Consider the following 18,534-nt stretch of genomic DNA (forward strand, 5'->3'; position numbering starts at 1 on the left):
GACGAACCGCGACTCGAGCGCTACCATGCAGCGCGATGTGCCGGCCCCGAGGGACGCGCCGGCCCTCGCTCTTGAATGTCGATGACCTGCCGCGGCGCCCTGCGCGCCGCGCGTCCCCGGATGGTGTTTGCATGCGGTTCCCTTTCCGCTCCGCCCCGGCGGCCGCTCTGGCCTGGGCGCTGCCGCTGTGCGGTCATGCCGCCCCGCCCGCTTCGACGCTCTACGCGTCGCTGCACGCCGCGGCGCCGGACGTCCAGGCGGCCGCCCTGCAGGCCGCGGTCGACGCCCTGGCCTGCGCCAGCGCGGCGGGTGACCTCGAGGCGCGGCGTCTCGCGCTGATCGATTACTCGCTGCCGTCGACGCAGCAGCGCCTGTGGGTCTTCGACCTGGACGGCAGCAAGCTGCTGTTCCGCGAGCTGGTCGCGCACGGCCGCAACTCGGGCGATCGCGACGCGCAGCGTTTCTCGAATCGCGACGGCAGCCTGCAGTCGAGCATCGGCCTGTTCCGCACCGGCGGCAGCTATGTCGGCGGCAAGGGCTATTCCTTGCGCCTCGACGGACTCGAGCCGGGCGTCAACGATCTCGCCCTGCAGCGCGCGATCGTGATTCACGGCGCGCCGTATGTCGACGCCGCGCTCGCCGCCAAGCAGGGGCGCATCGGCCGCAGCTGGGGCTGCCCGGCCGTGCGCGCCGGCATCGCACGGCCGCTCATCGACGCGATGAAGAACGGCCAGCTGCTGTTTTCCTACTACCCCGACCCGCGCTGGCTCGCTTCGTCGCGCTTCCTCAACTGCGCCGCGCGCGACGCGCGGCGCGACACGCTGGCGCAGGCCGGCAGCGCCACGACGATGCGCGCGCTCGCCGCGCCCTGAGCGCGGCGAGCCTGCGCATCAGCCGACGATGATGCGGCTCGGCTCGGCGCCGGCACCGGCCAGCAGCAGCTTGTTGAGCCGGCGCACGAAGCCGGCCGGATCGTCGAGCTGGCCGCCTTCGGCGAGCAGCGCCTGACCGAACAGCAGCTCGCCGAGATCGGCGAAAGCCGCATCGTCGCCGGTCGCCTTCAGCTTCTCGACCAGCGGATGCGTGGGATTGATCTCGAGGATCGGCCGCGAGGCCGGCGCCTGTTCACCGGCGCGGCGCAGCATCTCCTCGAGACGGCGCGACAGCGCGTACTCGCCGGCGACGAGGCAGGACGGCGACTCGGTGAGGCGCGACGACAGGCGCACGGCCTCGACCCGCTCGCCGAGCGCCTTCTGCAGCCGCTCGATGACCTCCTTGAACTCGCCTTCGAGACGCGCCTTCTCCGGCGTCTCGATCTTCGCCTCGAGATCCTTCGAGGCGCGCGCCACCGACACCAGCTTCTTGCCGCCGAATTCGGTCAGATGACTGACGACCCATTCGTCGATGCGGTCGGTCAGCAGCAGCACCTCGAAGTTGCGCGCGCGGAAGCCCTCGAGATGCGGCGAGCTGCGCGCCGCCGCGAGCGTCTCGGCGGTGAGGTAGTAGATGCCGGTCTGCTCGGCCGGCATGCGCGCGACGTAGGCCTCGAGCGTGACGTCGGCCTTGTCGCTCGTCGTCGAGTGGAAGCGGCAGAGCCTGGCAATGCGCTCCTGGTTGGCCTGGTCCTCGACCAGGCCCTCCTTGAACACCGTGCCGAACGCCGCCCAGAACTTCGCGTAGTCATCCGGCTTGTTCGCCGCCATGTCGTCGAGCAGATCGAGCACGCGCTTGACCAGCGCGCTCCTGATTTTCTCGACGGTGCGGTTGCCCTGCAGGATTTCGCGCGAGACATTCAGCGGCAGGTCCGGCGTGTCGACCACGCCGCGCACGAAACGCAGATACGGCGGCAGCAGCTCGGCCGCCTTGTCCATGATGAAGACGCGCTTGACGTAGAGCTGCACGCCGCGCGACTGCTCGCGATCCCAGAGATCGAACGGCGCGCGCGACGGAATGTAGAGCAGCGAGGTGTACTCGATCGTGCCCTCGACCTTGTGATGCGCCCAGGCCAGCGGTGCCTGGTAGTCGTGCGCGATCTGCTCGTAGAACTTCGCGTAGTCCTCGTCCTTCAGTTCCGACTTCGGCCGCGTCCAGAAGGCGCGCGCCTGGTTGATCGTCTCCAGCTCGCCCTTGTCGTTGCGCAGCTTGATCGGCAGACCGATGTGGTCCGAATACTTGCGCACCAGGCTCTTCAGGCGCAGCGGCTCGAGGAATTCCTTGTCGTCCTCGCGCAGATGCAGGATCACCTCGGTGCCGCGATCGAGCTTGAACGAGGGCTCGACGGTGAATTCGCCCTGGCCGTCCGATTCCCAGCGCACGGCTTCGCCGTCGGCGCGCTTGCTCAGCACCGTGACCTTGTCGGCGACGATGTAAGCCGAGTAGAAACCGACGCCGAACTGGCCGATCAGCTGCGCGTCCTTCTTCTGGTCGCCGGACAGCGATTCGAGAAACTTGCGCGTGCCCGAGCGGGCGATGGTGCCGAGGTTCTCGATCACCTCGTCGCGCGACATGCCGACGCCGTTGTCCTTGATCGTCAGCGTGCCGGCCGCCGGGTCGGGAACCAGCTCGACCGCCAGCTCGTCGGCACCGAGCAGGGCCGGGTCGGCGATCGCCTCGAAGCGCAGCTTGTCGCAGGCATCCGACGCATTCGAGATCAGCTCGCGCAGGAAGATTTCCTTGTTCGAGTACAGCGAATGGATCATCAGGTGCAGCAGGTGCCGCACCTCTGCCTGGAACTCACGCTTTTCGGCCGCCATCGGCTTCTCGCTCCGCGGAATCATGGGAGCCGGCGTTGTAGGGCCGGCCGCCGGCGATTTCAAGTCCCGCCTATCGATAGAGGCAATTCGTCTTTCCGCCTCGGACGGTGGCTGCGTAGATTGCGCGCGGGCCGCACGTGCGCGGCGGGGACCGTTGGCATCGCATGAGCATTTCATCCAGACCGGACGACGGCGTGGCGGCACCGGCGCGGCCGACAGCGCCATCGAGCGTACTGCGGTGCTTCGCCGGCTTGCGTCGCTGGCTGAGCCTCGCGGTCGTGGTGCTCGCCGCCTATGCCGCTGGTGCCGCGCCGGACCGCGAGGCGCTGCATAGCGCGGCGGCCGCGGCGGCGATCGCCTTCGTCGCCTACGTCCACCAGGACCGCCGGACGCGCCTGCGCGCCGAACACGACCGTCAGCTCTACCGGCGCTTCCTGCACGAGCTGCCGGCGGACGGCGCGGCGCTGCGCTTCCTGCGCCGGCCCGGCACCGACAGCGCGCCGCGCGCCGCCATCGAGGCGCTCGAACGCTTCCTCACCGGCTGGCACAACGTCGAGAGCGAATTCACCAACGAATATCTCGGCAGCCACCTGCGCCAGCTGCAACGCGCGATCGGCGTCCTGCTGCGCCTGCAGGCCGAGCAGGCGCAGGGTGCGGCCGCATCGGCGCGCCACGAGGTCTTGCGCGGGCGCGTCGCGGCGGCCGCCGCGGCCGTGCTGCTCGCCCACCAGGAGCTCGTCTGGCAAGGGCGCCGGTTGCTGTAGCGCGCCCGCTCAGTCGAGCGTGCGGCGATAGAAGCGCATGGCGATCGCCATGACGATCAGGGTGAACAGCGCCATCGGCCAGATGCTCGGCCACAGCTCGGCCCAGCCGTTGCCCTTCAGCACGATGCCGCGGATCAGGCGGTTGAAGTGCGTCAGCGGCAGCACGCTGGCGAGCCACTGCGCCCACTGCGGCATGCCGGCGAACGGGAACATGAAGCCGGACAGCAGGATGTTCGGCAGGAAATAGAACATCGTCATCTGCATCGCCTGCAGCTGGTTGGCGGCCAGCGAGGACAGCGTGATGCCGACGGTGAGATTGGCGGCGATGAACAGCAGCGCCGACAGATACAGCGCCACCGCGCTGCCGACGAAGGGCACGCCGAACACCCAGCGCGCCGCAGCGAGAATGATCGTCGCCTGGATCAGGCCGATGGCGATGTACGGCACGATCTTGCCGCTCATCACTTCGATCGGCCGCACCGGTGTCGCCAGCAGGTTCTCCATCGTGCCGCGCTCGCGTTCGCGCGTCATGGCGAGGCCGGTCATCATCACCAGCGTCATCGTCAGGATCACGCCCATCAGGCCGGGCACGATGTTGTACTGGGTGATGCCTTCCGGGTTGTAGAGCCGGTGCACGCGAATCTCGAAGGGTGCCGCGCCGGCGGCGAGCGCCGCGAGCGGCCCGCGCAGGTCCTTCTGCGCCACGGCGGCGACCAGCGGGTTGACGGCGCCGAGCGCCATGCCGGTCGCCATCGGGTCGGTCGCGTCGGCTTCGAGCAGCATCGCGGGCTTTTCGCCGCGCACCAGCTTCTGCGTGAAATCGGCGGGCACGTCGAGCACGAACTGCACGCGGCCGCGCGCCAGGGCATCGCGCCCGGCCTGCTCGTCCGGCAGCTCGGCGACGATGTCGAAGTAGCTCGAATTGCGCATCGCCGCGACCAGGCTGCGCGTGAACTCGCTGTGTCCGGCGCCGATCACCGCGGTCGGCAGGTGGCGCGGATCGGAATTGATCGCGAAGCCGAACAGCGTCAGCTGCACGATCGGAATGCCGACGATCATGGCGAAGGTCACGCGATCGCGGCGCAGCTGCAGGAATTCCTTGCGCACGATCGCCCACCAGCGCAGCAGCGAGAACGCGCTCATGCGCCTGCCGCGTAGTTGTCGGTGGCGCGGTTCATCAGATGGATGAACACGTCTTCGAGGCTGGTGTCGACGCGCTCGATGCGCAGCCCGTCGCCGGTCGCGAACCGCTTCAGCGTCGCTTCCAGCAGCGGCGCGTCGCGGCCGGTGACATGCAGCACGGCGCCGAAGGCGACGGTCTGCTCGACGCCAGGCTGGCCGCGCAGCGCCGTCGTCAGTTCGGCGAGGCCCTCGCCGCGCACGGCGAACGTCGTCAGCTGCTGTGCGCGCACGACGTCCTCGGCCGTGCCCTGCGCCAGCAGCTTGCCGTAGGCGATGTAGGCGAGCTTGTGGCAGCGCTCCGCCTCGTCCATGTAATGCGTGCTGACCAGCACCGAAATGCCTTCGGCGGCGAGGCGATGCAGTTCCTCCCAGAAATCGCGGCGCGCGGTCGGATCGACGCCCGCCGTCGGCTCGTCGAGCAACAGCAGCTCCGGCTTGTGCAGCATGCAGGCGGCGAGCGCGAGGCGCTGCTTCCAGCCGCCGGACAGCGCGCCGGTCAGCTGATGCGCGCGCGCGGCGAGGCCGAGGCGTTCGAGCGCCCCGTCGACGACGCGCCGGCGCTCCGGCATCTCGTAGAGACGCGCCACGAAATCGAGGTTTTCGCGGATCGTCAGATCGTCCCAGTACGAGAACTTCTGTGTCATGTAGCCGACGCGGCGCTTGATCTGCTCCGATTCGCGGCGGATGTCGTAGCCGAGGCAGCTGCCGCTGCCGGCGTCCGGCGTCAGCAGGCCGCACATCAGGCGGATCGACGTGGTCTTGCCGCTGCCGTTGGGGCCGAGGAAGCCGAAGATCTCGCCGCGCCGTACCTGCATCGACAGATCGGCGACCACGTGCTTGTCGCCGAAATGCTTGTTCAGGCCGTGCACGTCGATCGCCAGTTCGCGCGCCGCCGTCGTGCTCATGTCGGGCTCACCGTCACCGGCTGGCCCGGATGCAGCTGGGCGGCGTCCTGCGGCGCCGGCCAGGCCTCGACCATGAATACCAGCTTGTCGCGCGTCTCGTTGCTGTAGATCACCGGCGGCGTGTATTCGGCCTCGGACGAGACGTAGCGGATGGTCGCGGCGACGTCGCGCGCGCAGCCGTCGCAATGCAGGCGCACGCCTTGCCCGACACGCAGTGCGCCGAGCGCGCGCTCCGGCACGAAGAAGCGCAGCTTGATGTTGCCCGGCGGCAGCAGGCGCACCACCGGACTGCCGGCCGCCACCCATTCGCCCTTGCGGTACAGGGTGTCGTAGACGCGCCCGGCATCCGGCGCCGCCAGCGTCTTCTCGGCCAGCCGCCAGTCGGCCTGCGCCAACGCCGCGCGCGCGGCCTCGGCCTGCGCGGCAGCGGCGGCGAGCTGCTGTTCGCGGCCCGGCAGTCCGGCGACTTCGAGCTGGCGGCGCAGCTCGTCGACGCGCGCGGCGGCGCTGTCGGCCTGCGCGCGGCTCGCGTCGAGCTGCGCCCGGGCGACGGCGCCGGTGTCGATCAAGGCCTGATCGCGGCGCAGCTGCTCCGCCGCATTGCGCGCCGCGGCGAGCGCCTGCGCGAGCTGCGCGCGGACGACCGCGACTTCCGGCGCGCGCTTGCCGGTCTGCAGATCGGCGAGCTGCGCCTGCGCGGCGCCGAACTGCCGCGCCGCCTGCTGCCGCGCCGCCGCCTCCAGCGTCGCCTCGAGACGAAACAGCGGCGCGCCGGCCTGCACGCTGTCGCCGCGCCGCACGGCCAGCGCCTCGAGGCGGCCGGCCTGCGAGGAGGCCACATAGACGAATTCGCCCTCGACGTAGCCCTGGTAGGCCGGCGGCGCGCGGCCGCAGGCCGACAGCAGCATCGCCGCGACCACGATGGTGGGTGTCTTATGCATCGCCGGCCTCCAGATCGCGGCGCCGCGCCTGCAGCGCCGCCAGTGAAAACTGCGCGATATGCGTGGCCAGCAGCGCCGGCCCGCCGCTGTCATAGCTGTGCGGCGCCAGCTGCTCCACGAGCGGCCGCGCGAACAGGTAGAACATGCACTGGCTGACGATGCTCAGCGTGCAGCGCGTGACCGTCTCGGTGTCCGCCTTCGGCCCGAGCAGCCGGGCGACGATGGCCGACAACTGGCGGAACTGCGGGGCGATCACGTCCGCCACCAGCGTCCGCAGCGCCGGCGTCGGCGACAGCAGCTCGCGCATCAGCAGTTTCGCCACGAAAGCGCGCTGGTCCTCGGCGAGGAAGCGGCTCAGCAGCGCCGTCACCGCCGCCCGCAGGGCCTGTTCGGCGCCGGCGAGCTGCGCGGCATCGGCGAAGGGATAGCGCTCGATGCGCTCGCCGGCCTGGTGCCGCAGCACTTCGAGGTACAGCGCTTCCTTGCCGCCGAAGTGGTAGTTGATGGCCGCGACATTGGCGCCGGCGCGCTCGGCGATGTCGCGCACGCGGGCGAGGTCATAGCCCTGCTCGACGAACACCGCGGTCGCCGCGTCGAGCAGCGCCGCGCGCGTCCCTTCACGACTCGGCAATGGCGCGGCACCGGCAGGCGGCGGGGTGCGACTGGGCTTCGGCATGATTAAAACAATTGTTTTAAACAAGCGCTTTGATATACCCGGCGGCGGCCCTCTGTCAAATCGCAGACCGCAAAAAGCCACGGCGGACCGCGAGGGTCCGCCGTGGCGAGGCGATGATGCCGTGCAGCGCCGGCCGCGAGGCCGGAGCGCGCTCGCTTAGCCGAGCTTCTCGGTGATGCGCGCCGCCTTGCCCGACAGGTTGCGCAGGTAGTACAGCTTGGCGCGACGGACTTCGCCGCGACGCTTCACGCTGATCTCGGCGACCTGCGGGCTGTAGGTCTGGAACACGCGCTCGACGCCTTCGCCGTGCGAAGCCTTGCGCACCGTGAAGGCGGAGTTCAGGCCGCGGTTGCGCTTGGCAATCACCACACCCTCGAACGACTGCAGACGCTCGCGGTCGCCTTCCTTCACCTTCACCTTGACCTCGACCGTGTCGCCGGGGTTGAAGGCCGGCACCTGCTTGTTCATCTGTTCCGCTTCGATCGCGGCAATGATCTTGTTCGTACGCATGTCTGCTACCTCAGTTAAACCTATCGCCGCGTCGCGATGAACTCGCGCAACAGCGCCCTTGAATCCTCGTCCAGCTCCAAGCCGTCGAGCAGCTCGGGCCGCTTGAGCCACGTCTGCCCCAGTGCCTGCTGCCGACGCCAGCGCGCGATTTTCGCATGATCGCCGGACAACAGCACCTCCGGCACCCCTGCGTCGCGCCAGACTTCCGGCCGCGTGTAATGCGGATGGTCCAGAAGTCCCGCGGAGAACGAGTCGTTCACCGCCGACTGCTCGTCGCCCAGCACGCCGGGCAACAGGCGCGCAATGGCATCGATCACCACCATCGCCGCCAGTTCGCCGCCCGACAACACGAAGTCGCCCAGCGACAACTCGAAATCCACCTCGGCTGCGAGCACGCGCTCGTCGAGGCCCTCGTACCTTCCGCACAGCAGCACCAGACCCTGCTCGGCGCTCAGGCGCTCCGCCCAGCGCTGGTCGAAACGACTGCCCTGCGGCGACAGGTAAACCACTTTCGGGGCGACCTTCGCCGCACCGATCGCCTGCTTCGCGTCGGCCACCGCCGCTGCCAGCGGCTCGGCCTCCATCACCATGCCGGGTCCGCCGCCGTAGGGCCGCGCATCGACGCGGCGCCACTTGTTCGTGCTGTAGTCGCGCGGATTGCGCGTCGACAGCGCGAGCTGGCCCTGCCCGACCGCGATCCGCGGCATGCCGTGCCGCGTCACCTGTTCCACCAGTTCGGGGAACAGCGTGATGACCTCGATCTTCATCGCCCGGCACTCACCAGTCCGGCTGCCACTCGCAAACGATGCGACCGGCGGCCGGATCGACCTCGCGGACGATCTGCGGGCTGACGAACGGGATCAGCCGTTCCGTTTCACCCTCGCCGCCGGCGTCGGCGGTGATCACCAGCACGTCCTGCGCGCCGTTGCTGGTGACGTCGGTCACCGTGCCCAGCGCCACGCCCTCGGTGTTCATCACCGCGAGACCCAGCAGGTCGGCCCAGTAGAACTGGCCTTCCGGCAGCTTCGGCATCTCGCCGCGCTCGACCTGGATCTCGGCGCCGATCAGCCCGGCGGCGACATCGCGATCCTCGATCGGCTTGCCCGAGGCATCGCTGATCTGTGCGACGAGGCCGTTGCCCTGCACCTTGCCGGCCAGCAGCTGCGCCTCGAATCCGTCGCCGTGGACCAGCCACCAGCGCCGGTACTTCAGAATGTTTTGGGCCGGACGGGTGTACGAATACACCTTGATCCAGCCCTGGACTCCATGCACGCCGGCGACGCGGCCCAGCGTCACCCGGCGCCCTTCCACGTCTTAGGCCGCCTTGGGCGCCGTCTTGACGAGGTAGGCCACGCGCTCGGACAGCTGCGCGCCGTTCTTCGTCCAGTGCTCGACGCGCGCCGCGTCCAGCACGAGCTTCTGCTCCTGGCCCTTGGCGTTCGGGTTGTAGTAGCCGAGGCGCTCGATGAAGCGGCCGTCGCGGGCGCTGCTCTTCTCGGTGGCAACCACGTGGTAGAACGGGCGCTTCTTGGCGCCGGCGCGAGCCAGACGAATCGTGACCATATCTGCAAATTCCTGTTTTCTGACGACCGAGCAGGCCGCTATGGCCGCTGAAAGGCCGCGTATTTTAGCGATTTCCTTCCGGAAATCCAGCGCTTCCACACAATATGCTGTGTCGGACGTGCGCCACGCGGCGGCTCGTCGGCCTCGCGGCCGCGCGCGCGGCCTATCGACCGTTGCGCAGGAGCACCAGAACGCGGCTCTCGATGTCGCCGGCGAAGGTATCGCCGAAGCCGTAGTAGATCTGGTCGATCTCGCCGTTCGGCTTGATGATGAAAGTCGCCGGCAGGCGCCACAGATCGAAAAAGCGCGTGGCGATGCCGATCGGATCGACGATCACCGGATACGACACCGGATGCAGCTTGAGAAAGCGCTGCGCCTTGTCGACTTCCTGGTCGATGCTCACCGAGAGCACCTCGAAGCGCTCGCCGTAGCCCTGCTTCTGCAGGCGGCCGTGGATCGCGTCGATCTGCGGCATGGATTCGATGCAGGGCCCGCACCACGAAGCCCAGAAATCGAGGACCACGACCTTACCCTTCAGGGTGCTGAGCTTGGTGCCCTGCGGTCCCTGCAGGACCACGCCGGCCGCTTCCGGCGCCTGCTGGCCGACCTTGATGGCATGGGCCGGCGCACTGACCAGCGAGGCCAGCAGCAGCAGCGCCCCCCCGAGTCCCCGGCGCATGTTCAGCGCCGCGGCAGCATGCCGGGCGGCAGACGCCCGGCGAGGCCGCGCATCATCTTCGCCATGCCGCCGCTGGCGACCTTCTTCATCATGTCGCGCGTGGTCTCGAACTGGCGCAGCAGCTGGTTGACGTGCTGCACTTCGACGCCGGCACCGGCGGCGATGCGACGCTTGCGCGAGGCCTTGATGAGATCCGGGAAGCGACGTTCCTGGCGCGTCATCGAATTGATGATGGCGACCGTCTTGCGCACCTGCTTCTCGGCGTCGACGTTCTTCAGCTGCGCCTGGATCTGCGCCCCGCCCGGCAGCTTCTCGAGCAGCGACTGCATGCTGCCCATGTTCTGCATCTGCAGCATCTGCTCGCGGAAGTCTTCGAGATCGAAACTCTTATTCTTCTTGAGCTTCTCGGCGAGCTTCTGCGCCTTCTCGTGATCGACCTTGCGCGCCGTCTCCTCGATCAGCGACAGCATGTCGCCCTGGCCGAGGATGCGCGTGGCGATGCGATCCGGGTGGAAGACTTCGAGGCGGTCGGACTTCTCGCCGACGCCGAGGAACTTGATCGGCTTGCCGGTGACGGTGCGCACCGACAGCGCCGCGCCGCCGCGCGAGTCGCCGTCGACCTTGGTCAGGATCACGCCGGTCAGCGGCAGCACGTCGGCGAAGGCGCGCGCCGTCTTGGCGGCGTCCTGGCCGGTCATGCTGTCGACCACGAACAGCGTCTCGACCGGATCGAGCGCGGCGTGCAGCGCCGCGATCTCCTTCATCATCTCCTCGTCGACCGTGGTGCGGCCGGCGGTGTCGACGATCAGCACGTCGGCGTACTGCTTGCGCGCCTCGGCGAGCGCGGCCTGCGCGATGTCGACCGGATTCTGGCCGACCGCCGACGGGAAGAATTCGACGCCGACATTGCCGGCGACGATGCGCAGCTGCTCGATGGCGGCCGGGCGGTAGACGTCGCAGGACACGACGACGACCTTCTTCTTCTGTTCCTTCAGCCACAGCGCCAGCTTGCCGGTGCTCGTCGTTTTACCGGAACCCTGCAGGCCGGCCATCAGGATGATCGCCGGCGGCTGCGCGCGCAGGTTCAGCGGCTCGGTGACGCCGCCGAGCGTCGCCGTCAGCTCCTGCTGGACGACGCGCAGGAATTCCTGCCCGGGCGTCAGCGAAGCGGTGATCTCGGTCCCGAGCGCGCGCGCCTTGACCTTGTCGGTGAAATCCTTGACCACCGGCAGGGCGACGTCGGCCTCGAGCAGCGCCATGCGCAGCTCGCGGCTGGCGGCGTTGATCTGCTCTTCGGTCAGGCGGCCCTGGCCGCGGATGGAGTCGAGTACGCGCGACAGGCGCGTCGTCAGATTGTCGAACATGGAAAAGGACCGCTGCGGATTGCCGCCATTGTAGCGGCAGCGCGGCTCAGGCGAGCGCGATGGCGTCGCCGCGTTTCAGGTGCACGTATTCCCAGCCGCGCAGCGCGCGCCGGCACTCGCGCTCGATCTGCGCTTCGGTACCCGGCTTGTGGTGCGTGAGATAGAGCCGCGGCTTGTGCACCAGCTTGCGCAGCTCGCTGCCCAGCAGCTCGGGCGTGAAGTGCTTGGAGGCGTGGCTGAGCGCCGCTTCCTGATCGGGGAAGGCGATCTCGATCATCAGCTTGTCGAGACGCGACAGGCCGTTGAGGAAGTTCCACAGCATGTCGTCGGCGTAGGTGTCGCCGGAAAACGCGAAGGTGCCGCCGCGGCCTTCGATCGCGTAGCCGTTCGCCGGCACGGTGTGCAGGACGCGGAACGGCGTGATCGTCCGCCCGCCGCCGAGATCGATGCGCTCCTCCATGGCGATCTCGCGCCAGCGCAGCAGCGGATTGGTCTCGTCGGGCAGCGTCGAAAAATCCGGCCAGACCTTCCAGTTGAAGATGTGCTCGCGCAGCGTCTGCAGCGTGTCGCGGCTGGCATGCACGGCGATCGGCTGTTCGATCAGGTCGAAAAGGTTGTCGGCCATGAAGGCCAGGCCACAGACGTGATCGAGATGGCAGTGCGTGAGAAAGATGTGCCGGATGCGCTGCTGCTGCGCGAGCGTGAGATCGCCAACGCCGGTGCCGGCATCCAGGAGAATCTCGTCGTCGAGCAGCAGGCTGGTGGTCCGCAGGCCTGGGCCGACGCCGCCGCTGCAACCGAGCACCTTGATGCGCATAGGGTTCCGGGAAATACGATCGCGCGATGCTAGCACGGTGCACGGCGATGCTATGCTGCGACGATGATCCTGACGATTCTCGCCTGCGCGCTCTACGTCATCACCGCGCTGCTGATCTGGCGTCGCCCGCATCCCGTCTACGAACGCTGGCTGCCGCCCCTGGCGCTGGCCCTGCACGGCGTCGCGCTGAGCCGGTATGTCTTCCAGGCCGGCTCGATCACCATCGGCTTCAACGAGGCCCTGTCGCTGTTCACCTGGCAATCGTCGGCGCTGCTCTGGGCGCTGTGCTTCCGCGAGCCGCTGCGCGTACTCGGCACCGCCGTCTACCCGCTGACCGCCGCCGCCGCGCTGGCCTGCGCGCTCTGGCCGTCGCCGGCCAGCGACATCCCGATCGGCGACATGAAGGCGCGGGCGCACATCGTGCTGTCGCTGTTCTCGGCCGGTCTGCTGACATTGGCCGCCGTGCAGTCGGTGCTGCTGGCGGCGCAGGACCGCCTGCTGCATCGCGGCCAGCTCACGCATCTGGCGCGCGCACTGCCGCCGGTGCAGACCATGGAACGGCTGCTGTTCCAGCTGATCGCGATCGGCTTCGCGCTGCTGTCGCTGACCCTGCTGTCCGGGCTGTGGTTCATCCACGACTGGCTGTCGCAGCACCTCGTGCACAAGACCATCCTGTCGATCACCGCCTGGCTGATCTTCGGCACCCTGCTGTGGGGCCGCCTGCGCTACGGCTGGCGCGGACGCACGGCGATCCGCTGGGCCCTCGCCGGTTACGCGATGCTCATCCTCGCGTATTTCGGCAGCAAGCTCATTCTCGAAGAAATCCTAGGCAAACACTGGACTTAGGCCGTTCTTCTCAGGTGCCGGCGTTGACAGCCCCCGGTCCCGTTCGATAACTAAGCTTCGCCCTTACGGCCCTCCTCGCTCTTGGACGACATACCGCTAGCCGCCCTCATCGGGCTGTTGATCGCCCTGCTGATCCTGTCGGCATTCTTTTCCGGCTCCGAAACGGGCCTGATGACGCTGAACCGCTATCGCCTGAAGACGCGCGCGCAGAAGGGCGAGCGCGGCGCCCGCTACGCCAAGCGCCTGCTGCGCAGGCCGGAGCGCCTGATCGGCACCATCCTGCTCGGCAACGCCTTCGTCAACAATCTGGCCGCCGCGATCATCGCGCTGGTCGCCGTGCGCCTGTTCACCAGCAATGTCCTGCTGCTGGCGGCGATCGGCGGCTTCACGCTGCTGATGCTGGTCTTCTCCGAAGTCACGCCGAAGATGCTCGCCGCCCTGCATCCGGAGCGCGCGGCGCTGCCGGCGGCCTACGTCTACTGGTTCCTGCGCCTGCCGCTGTTTCCCTTCGTGTGGCTGGTGAACCGCCTCAGCAACGCGCTGCTGCGCGTGTTCGGCGTGACTTCCGAGGACGCCGCCCAGCACAGCCTCAGCTCGGAGGAACTGCGCACCGTCGTGCTCGAAGCCGGCGCGATGATTCCGCAGCGCCATCAGAAGATGCTGCTGTCGATCCTCGATCTGGAGAAGGCCACGGTCGAGGACATCATGGTGCCGCGCAACGAGATCGTCGGCATCGACATCACCGACAGCCTCGACAAGATCCGCGACGTCGTGATCAGCAGCCCGCACACGCGCCTGCCGGTGTTCGACGGCTCGATCGACCACCTGAAGGGCGTCGTGCACCTGCGCCGCGCCGTGCGTCTGGCCGCCGAAGGCAAGCTCGACATCGACAGCCTGCTGGCGCTGGCCAGCGAGCCCTATTTCGTGCCGGAAGGCACGCCGCTGAACCAGCAGCTGCTGAATTTCCAGAATCAGAAGCGACGGGTCGGCTTCGTGGTCGACGAGTACGGCGACATCCAGGGCCTGATCACGCTCGAGGACATTCTCGAGGAGGTCGTCGGCGAATTCACTTCGGACCCGGCGACGCGCCTGAAGAACGTCTACGCCGATGCCGACGGCTCCTACCGCGTGTCCGGCTCGGTGACCGTGCGCAGCCTCAACCGCACGCTCAACTGGCGCCTGCCGGCCGACGGCCCGAAGACCATCAACGGGCTGGTGCTCGAACAGCTCGAGGCGTTGCCGCAGGCCGGCGCGCGGCTCGACATCGACGGCTATCGCGTCGAGATCACCGAGGCGCGCGCCAACGTCATCAAGGCCACGCGCATCTGGCCGCCGCACGCGCTGCGCAGCGCGCCGGTGCGCGCGCGCGCCGCGGCCTGAGGACACGCCTCCGTCTAGATCTGCGCCAGCGCCTCGTCGAGGCGCGCCACGGCGACCACCTCGATGTCGAGCCTGGCGCCGCGGCGGGGCTTGTTGGCTTCCGGCACGATCGCGCGGCGGAAGCCCTGCTTGGCCGCCTCGATCAGACGCTCCTCGCCGCCGGCCACCGGACGCACCTCGCCGGCCAGGCCGATCTCGCCGAACACGATCCAGTCGTTCGGCACCGAGCGGCTGCGGAAGCTGGACAGCGCCGCCAGCAGCAGCGGCAGATCGGCCGCCGTCTCCTGGATGCGCATGCCGCCGACGACATTGGCGAACACGTCCTGATCGCCGAGCGAAATGCCGCCGTGCCGGTGCAGCACGGCGAGCAGCATGTTGAGGCGATTGCCTTCGAGCCCGAGCGTGACACGGCGCGGATTGCCGATCGTCGACTGATCGACCAGGGCCTGCACCTCGACCAGCATCGGCCGCGAGCCCTGGCGCGTCACGGTGATGACGCTGCCCGGCACCGGCCCGCCGTGCCGCGACAGGAACAGCGCCGACGGATTGCTGACTTCCTTGAGGCCGCCGTCGGTCATCGCGAACACGCCGAGTTCGTTGACGGCGCCGAAGCGGTTCTTGACCGCGCGAATGATGCGGAAGCGCGAGCCGGGGTCGTGCTCGAAGTACAGCACCGTGTCGACCATGTGCTCGAGCACGCGCGGACCGGCGATCGCGCCTTCCTTGGTGACGTGGCCGACCAGCACGACCGCGGTCTGCGAGGACTTGGCGTAGCGCACCAGCTGCGCCGCGCATTCGCGCAGCTGCGACACCGAGCCCGGCGCCGAATCGAGCGCTTCGGTGTAGAGCGTCTGGATCGAATCGATGACGACGAGTCCCGGCTTGAGCTGTTGCAGCTGCGCGACGATCTGCTCGACGCCGGTCTCCGCCAGCACCGGCAGATCGAGCCGCGTCAGGCCGAGGCGCTTGGCGCGCAGGTGCACCTGCGTCAGCGACTCCTCGCCGGTCACGTACAGCGTCGGCAGACGGCCCTGGACCTCGGCGAGCATCTGCAGCAGCAGCGTCGACTTGCCGATGCCCGGATCGCCGCCGATCAGGATCACCGCGCCGGGCACGATGCCGCCGCCGAGCACGCGATCCATTTCGGCGAGGCCGGTGTGCGAACGCGGCTCCTCCTGCAGCTGGACCTCGTCGAGCTTCTGCACACGGCCGTTGGCGGCGCCGGACATGCCGCCGGCGCGCGGCTTGGGCGCGGCGACCGCGAGCGTCTCGGTCAGCGTGTTCCAGGCCCCGCAGTCGGGGCATTGTCCGACCCATTTCGGGCTGGTACCACCACAGTTCTGGCAAACGTACTGCGTCTTGGCTTTGGCCATGCGAGTGCGACACGATTGGCGGACGGCGATGCCGGGAACCGCTAGTATCGCCTTTAGTGCAGCGCCGGTGACGCCGCTCGCGCGTCGCCGCACACAGGTCGGGGGCTTGGCAGTGAAAACAAAATGGTGGACCAGCGACTGGTTCGCGGCGCTCGCGTTTGCCATCGTTTTCGCGGTACTCGCCTACGGCGTGTTCGCCGACGGGTTCCAGTCGCTGGAGCGCTACACCTACGATCTCGGCGTGCGCTCGCGCCAGCGCACGCCCTCCGACCGCATCGCCATCGTCGCCATCGACGACGCCTCGATCCGCAATCTCGGCCGCTGGCCGTGGCCGCGTGCGCTGCAGGCGCAGCTGATCGACAAGCTGCAGGAAGGCGGCGCCAGGGTGGTCGCCACCACCGCGCTCTACCTGGAGCCCGAGCAGAACGCTGGCGGCGACGCGCTGCGCGCGCTGCGCGCCGAGCTCGGCGCCTCGCCGCTGACCCAGCAGATCCCGGCCGAGATCGAGACCTTCGGCGTGATGCTGGACGACGGCGCCGCCAGAAGCGCGGCGCTCGCGGCGCTTGCCAAGTCCTGGCACGACTCCGCGCTGGGCCGGGACTACGGCACGCTGATGAACGCGCTGCTCGCCCGCGTCGATGCCGCCGCCAAGGCCAGCGCCGGCGGCGACGATGCGCTCGCCGGCGCCCTGGCGCGGCAGGGCCGCACCGTGCTGCCGATGCTCTTCGAGCTCGGCCGTCCGCAGGGCCGGCCCGACGCCGCGCTGCCGGACTACGTGCGCCGCGACGCGCTCACGCATGTCGAAGACCGCGTCGGCGCACGCGCCGACGGCGCGCTGCCCTTGCCGGCGCTCGCCGTGCAGCTGCCGCTCGCCGCGCTCGGCGAAGCGGCCGGCGCCATCGGCCAGCTCAACGTCACGCCCGACATCGACGGCGCGGTGCGCTACGAGCCGCTGGTCCTGCAGTACTACGACGAGTTCTACCCTTCGCTGTCGCTGATGCTCGCCGCCAGCGCGCTGAACCTGCAGCCGGCCGACATCGTCGTGCGGCTCGGCGAGGGCGTGCAGCTCGGCAATCTGGTGATCGGCACGACGCCGGCGCTGCGCATGTACACGCAGTTCTACCAGGGCCGCGACGGCGCGCCGGCCTTCCCGGTCGACTCGGCCTATGACCTTCTGTCCGGCAAGCTGCCGCTCGCCCGCTACAAGGACAAGATCGTGCTGATCGGCACCACCGCGGCCGGCACCGGCGACAGCTTCGCGACGCCGGTCGCCGCCTCGATGGCGCCGGTGCTGATGCTCGCGCACAGCGTTTCGAGCCTGCTGCAGCAGGACTTCTTCACGCGACCGGCCTGGGCGAAACGGGCGGAGCTCGCGGCCCTGCTGCTGCTCGCCGCGTATCTGGCCTTCGTGCTGCCGAGGCTGCGCGCGACGGTCGCCGCGCTCGCCACGCTGGCGCTCATCGTCGCCCTGCTCGGCACGCAGCTCGGCGTCATGGTCGGCAGCGGCATCTGGCTGCAGCTGACGCTGGCGGCGCTGTTCGTCGCGACCGGCCACGCCTTCATGACGGTCAAGAAATTCAATATCACCGAGCGGCTCAAGCAGAGCAGCGAGGTCGAGGGTGCGGAGTCGAACCGCATGCTCGGCCTCGCCTTCCAGGGCCAGGGCCAGCTCGACATGGCCTTCGAGAAGTTCCGTCGCGTGCAGCCGGTCGACGACAAGCTGCTCGATCTGGTCTACAACCTCGCGCTGGATTTCGAGCGCAAGCGTCAGTTCAACAAAGCCGAGTCGGCGTATCAGTACATCGCCGGCTTCGACAAGAATTTCCGCGACGTGCAGCAGAAGCTTTCGCGGGCGAAGAAGCTGTCGGAGACGGTGATCCTCGGCGGCCACGCCGGCGCCTCGCATCCGGGCGACACGCTGGTGCTCGACGCGACGCAGCAGCTGGAAAAGCCGATGCTCGGCCGCTATCAGGTCGAATCGGTCCTCGGCAAGGGTGCGATGGGCATCGTCTACGTGGGAAAGGATCCGAAGATCGGCCGCCAGGTGGCGATCAAGACCATGGCGCTGTCGCAGGAGTTCGAGCCGGACGAACTGGCCGGCGTCAAGGAGCGCTTCTTCCGCGAGGCGGAAACCGCCGGGCGCCTCGCGCACCCGCACATCGTGTCCATTTATGATGCCGGCGAGGAGCACGATCTCGCCTACATCGCGATGGAGTTCATCAGGGGCCACGATCTGACGCGGCACACCAAGGCGAACAACCTGCTGCCGATCGCCGAGGTGCTGCGCCTCGCCGCCGACGCCGCCGACGCGCTCGACTACGCGCACGGCAACGGCATCGTGCATCGCGACATCAAGCCGGCCAACATGATGGTCGTCGACGCCACCGGCGCACTGAAGCTGATGGATTTCGGCATCGCCCGCATCACCGATTCGAGCAAGACCAAGACCGGCATGGTGCTCGGCACGCCGAGCTACATGTCGCCGGAGCAGCTCGCCGGCAAGAAGGTCGACGGCCGCTCGGACCTGTTCTCGCTCGGCGTCACGCTCTACCAGCTGCTGACCGGCGCGCTGCCGTTCCAGGCCGAGTCGATGGCGACGCTGATGTTCAAGATCGCCAACGAAGCGCAGGTGCCGCTGCTGGTCCTGCGCCCCGATCTGCCGCCGGAGGTCGACACGGTGATCAGCAGGACCCTGCAGAAGGATCCGGCGCAGCGGTACGCGCGCGGCAGCGAGCTGGCGCGCGACTTGCGCGCCGCCGCGCAGGCGCTCGCCGGCTGAGG

The 18,534-nt window shown here is 68.7% G+C and carries 18 protein-coding genes; 5 read left to right on the forward strand and 13 right to left on the reverse strand.

Annotation, left to right across the window (positions count from 1 at the left end; genetic code table 11):
- The first annotated feature begins 131 nt into the window (after positions 1-131).
- The gene (locus K344_RS19685; protein ID WP_051361775.1) at positions 132-872 is read left to right on the forward strand and encodes a murein L,D-transpeptidase catalytic domain family protein; all 741 of its coding nucleotides are present in this window, start codon (positions 132-134) and stop codon (positions 870-872) included.
- 18 nt (positions 873-890) lie between these two features.
- Here the strand turns inward: K344_RS19685 and htpG are convergent, their stop codons facing one another.
- The gene (htpG, locus tag K344_RS0101970) at positions 891-2,753 is read right to left on the reverse strand and encodes a molecular chaperone HtpG (RefSeq protein WP_028079265.1); all 1,863 of its coding nucleotides are present in this window, start codon (positions 2,751-2,753) and stop codon (positions 891-893) included.
- Positions 2,754-2,917: 164 nt separating this feature from the next.
- On the opposite strand from htpG, the gene K344_RS0101975 reads away from it, so the two are divergent.
- Complete coding sequence (locus tag K344_RS0101975) at positions 2,918-3,517, forward strand: hypothetical protein (protein ID WP_157622712.1); 600 nt, start codon at positions 2,918-2,920, stop codon at positions 3,515-3,517.
- Positions 3,518-3,526: 9 nt separating this feature from the next.
- Here the strand turns inward: K344_RS0101975 and K344_RS0101980 are convergent, their stop codons facing one another.
- The 11 genes from K344_RS0101980 to K344_RS0102030 form a co-directional block, all read right to left on the reverse strand.
- A complete protein-coding gene (locus tag K344_RS0101980) occupies positions 3,527-4,660 on the reverse strand; it encodes an ABC transporter permease (RefSeq protein WP_028079267.1) in 1,134 nt (377 codons plus the stop codon).
- Positions 4,657-5,604: an ABC transporter ATP-binding protein gene (locus K344_RS0101985; RefSeq protein WP_028079268.1), complete on the reverse strand. Its 948-nt coding sequence runs from the start codon at positions 5,602-5,604 to the stop codon at positions 4,657-4,659. Before K344_RS0101985 ends, K344_RS0101980 begins: the two co-directional genes overlap by 4 nt.
- A complete protein-coding gene (locus tag K344_RS0101990) occupies positions 5,601-6,545 on the reverse strand; it encodes an HlyD family secretion protein (RefSeq protein ID WP_028079269.1) in 945 nt (314 codons plus the stop codon). Before K344_RS0101990 ends, K344_RS0101985 begins: the two co-directional genes overlap by 4 nt.
- Positions 6,538-7,221, reverse strand: coding sequence for a CerR family C-terminal domain-containing protein (locus tag K344_RS0101995; RefSeq protein ID WP_084196826.1), 684 nt, complete (start codon positions 7,219-7,221; stop codon positions 6,538-6,540). The genes K344_RS0101990 and K344_RS0101995 overlap by 8 nt, the downstream gene beginning before the upstream one ends.
- Positions 7,222-7,377: 156 nt before the next feature.
- Positions 7,378-7,731 (reverse strand): 50S ribosomal protein L19, encoded by a 354-nt coding sequence (gene rplS, locus K344_RS0102000; RefSeq protein WP_028079271.1) that lies wholly within the window; start codon positions 7,729-7,731, stop codon positions 7,378-7,380.
- A 20-nt stretch (positions 7,732-7,751) separates the two neighbouring features.
- Positions 7,752-8,498 carry a tRNA (guanosine(37)-N1)-methyltransferase TrmD gene (trmD, locus tag K344_RS0102005; protein ID WP_028079272.1) on the reverse strand — a complete coding sequence of 249 codons (747 nt, stop codon included), beginning with the start codon at positions 8,496-8,498 and terminating at the stop codon, positions 7,752-7,754.
- 10 nt (positions 8,499-8,508) lie between these two features.
- Complete coding sequence (gene rimM, locus K344_RS0102010) at positions 8,509-9,042, reverse strand: ribosome maturation factor RimM (RefSeq protein WP_028079273.1); 534 nt, start codon at positions 9,040-9,042, stop codon at positions 8,509-8,511.
- A gap of 3 nt (positions 9,043-9,045) precedes the next feature.
- Complete coding sequence (gene rpsP, locus K344_RS0102015; protein ID WP_028079274.1) at positions 9,046-9,294, reverse strand: 30S ribosomal protein S16; 249 nt, start codon at positions 9,292-9,294, stop codon at positions 9,046-9,048.
- A 163-nt stretch (positions 9,295-9,457) separates the two neighbouring features.
- A complete protein-coding gene (locus K344_RS0102020; RefSeq protein ID WP_043113477.1) occupies positions 9,458-9,973 on the reverse strand; it encodes a TlpA family protein disulfide reductase in 516 nt (171 codons plus the stop codon).
- A gap of 2 nt (positions 9,974-9,975) precedes the next feature.
- Positions 9,976-11,337, reverse strand: a complete 1,362-nt coding sequence (gene ffh / locus K344_RS0102025) for a signal recognition particle protein (protein ID WP_028079276.1) — start codon at positions 11,335-11,337, stop codon at positions 9,976-9,978.
- Positions 11,338-11,383: 46 nt separating this feature from the next.
- The gene (locus K344_RS0102030) at positions 11,384-12,154 is read right to left on the reverse strand and encodes a 3',5'-cyclic-nucleotide phosphodiesterase (protein WP_028079277.1); all 771 of its coding nucleotides are present in this window, start codon (positions 12,152-12,154) and stop codon (positions 11,384-11,386) included.
- Between the two features lie 63 nt (positions 12,155-12,217).
- On the opposite strand from K344_RS0102030, the gene K344_RS0102035 reads away from it, so the two are divergent.
- Together K344_RS0102035 and K344_RS19690 are read left to right on the forward strand one after the other, a co-directional pair.
- Entirely contained in the window at positions 12,218-13,000 is a 783-nt protein-coding gene (locus tag K344_RS0102035) for a cytochrome C assembly family protein (protein ID WP_028079278.1), read from the forward strand.
- 81 nt (positions 13,001-13,081) lie between these two features.
- Entirely contained in the window at positions 13,082-14,380 is a 1,299-nt protein-coding gene (locus K344_RS19690) for an HlyC/CorC family transporter (protein WP_043113479.1), read from the forward strand.
- 14 nt (positions 14,381-14,394) lie between these two features.
- Here K344_RS19690 and radA read toward each other — a convergent pair whose 3' ends face one another.
- Positions 14,395-15,753, reverse strand: a complete 1,359-nt coding sequence (radA, locus tag K344_RS0102045; RefSeq protein ID WP_028079279.1) for a DNA repair protein RadA — start codon at positions 15,751-15,753, stop codon at positions 14,395-14,397.
- Positions 15,754-15,865: 112 nt separating this feature from the next.
- On the opposite strand from radA, the gene K344_RS0102050 reads away from it, so the two are divergent.
- Positions 15,866-18,532, forward strand: coding sequence for a CHASE2 domain-containing serine/threonine-protein kinase (locus tag K344_RS0102050; protein WP_245586072.1), 2,667 nt, complete (start codon positions 15,866-15,868; stop codon positions 18,530-18,532).
- Positions 18,533-18,534: the final 2 nt, after the last annotated feature.

Source organism: Solimonas soli DSM 21787 (assembly GCF_000474945.1).
Taxonomy (GTDB): domain Bacteria; phylum Pseudomonadota; class Gammaproteobacteria; order Nevskiales; family Nevskiaceae; genus Solimonas; species Solimonas soli.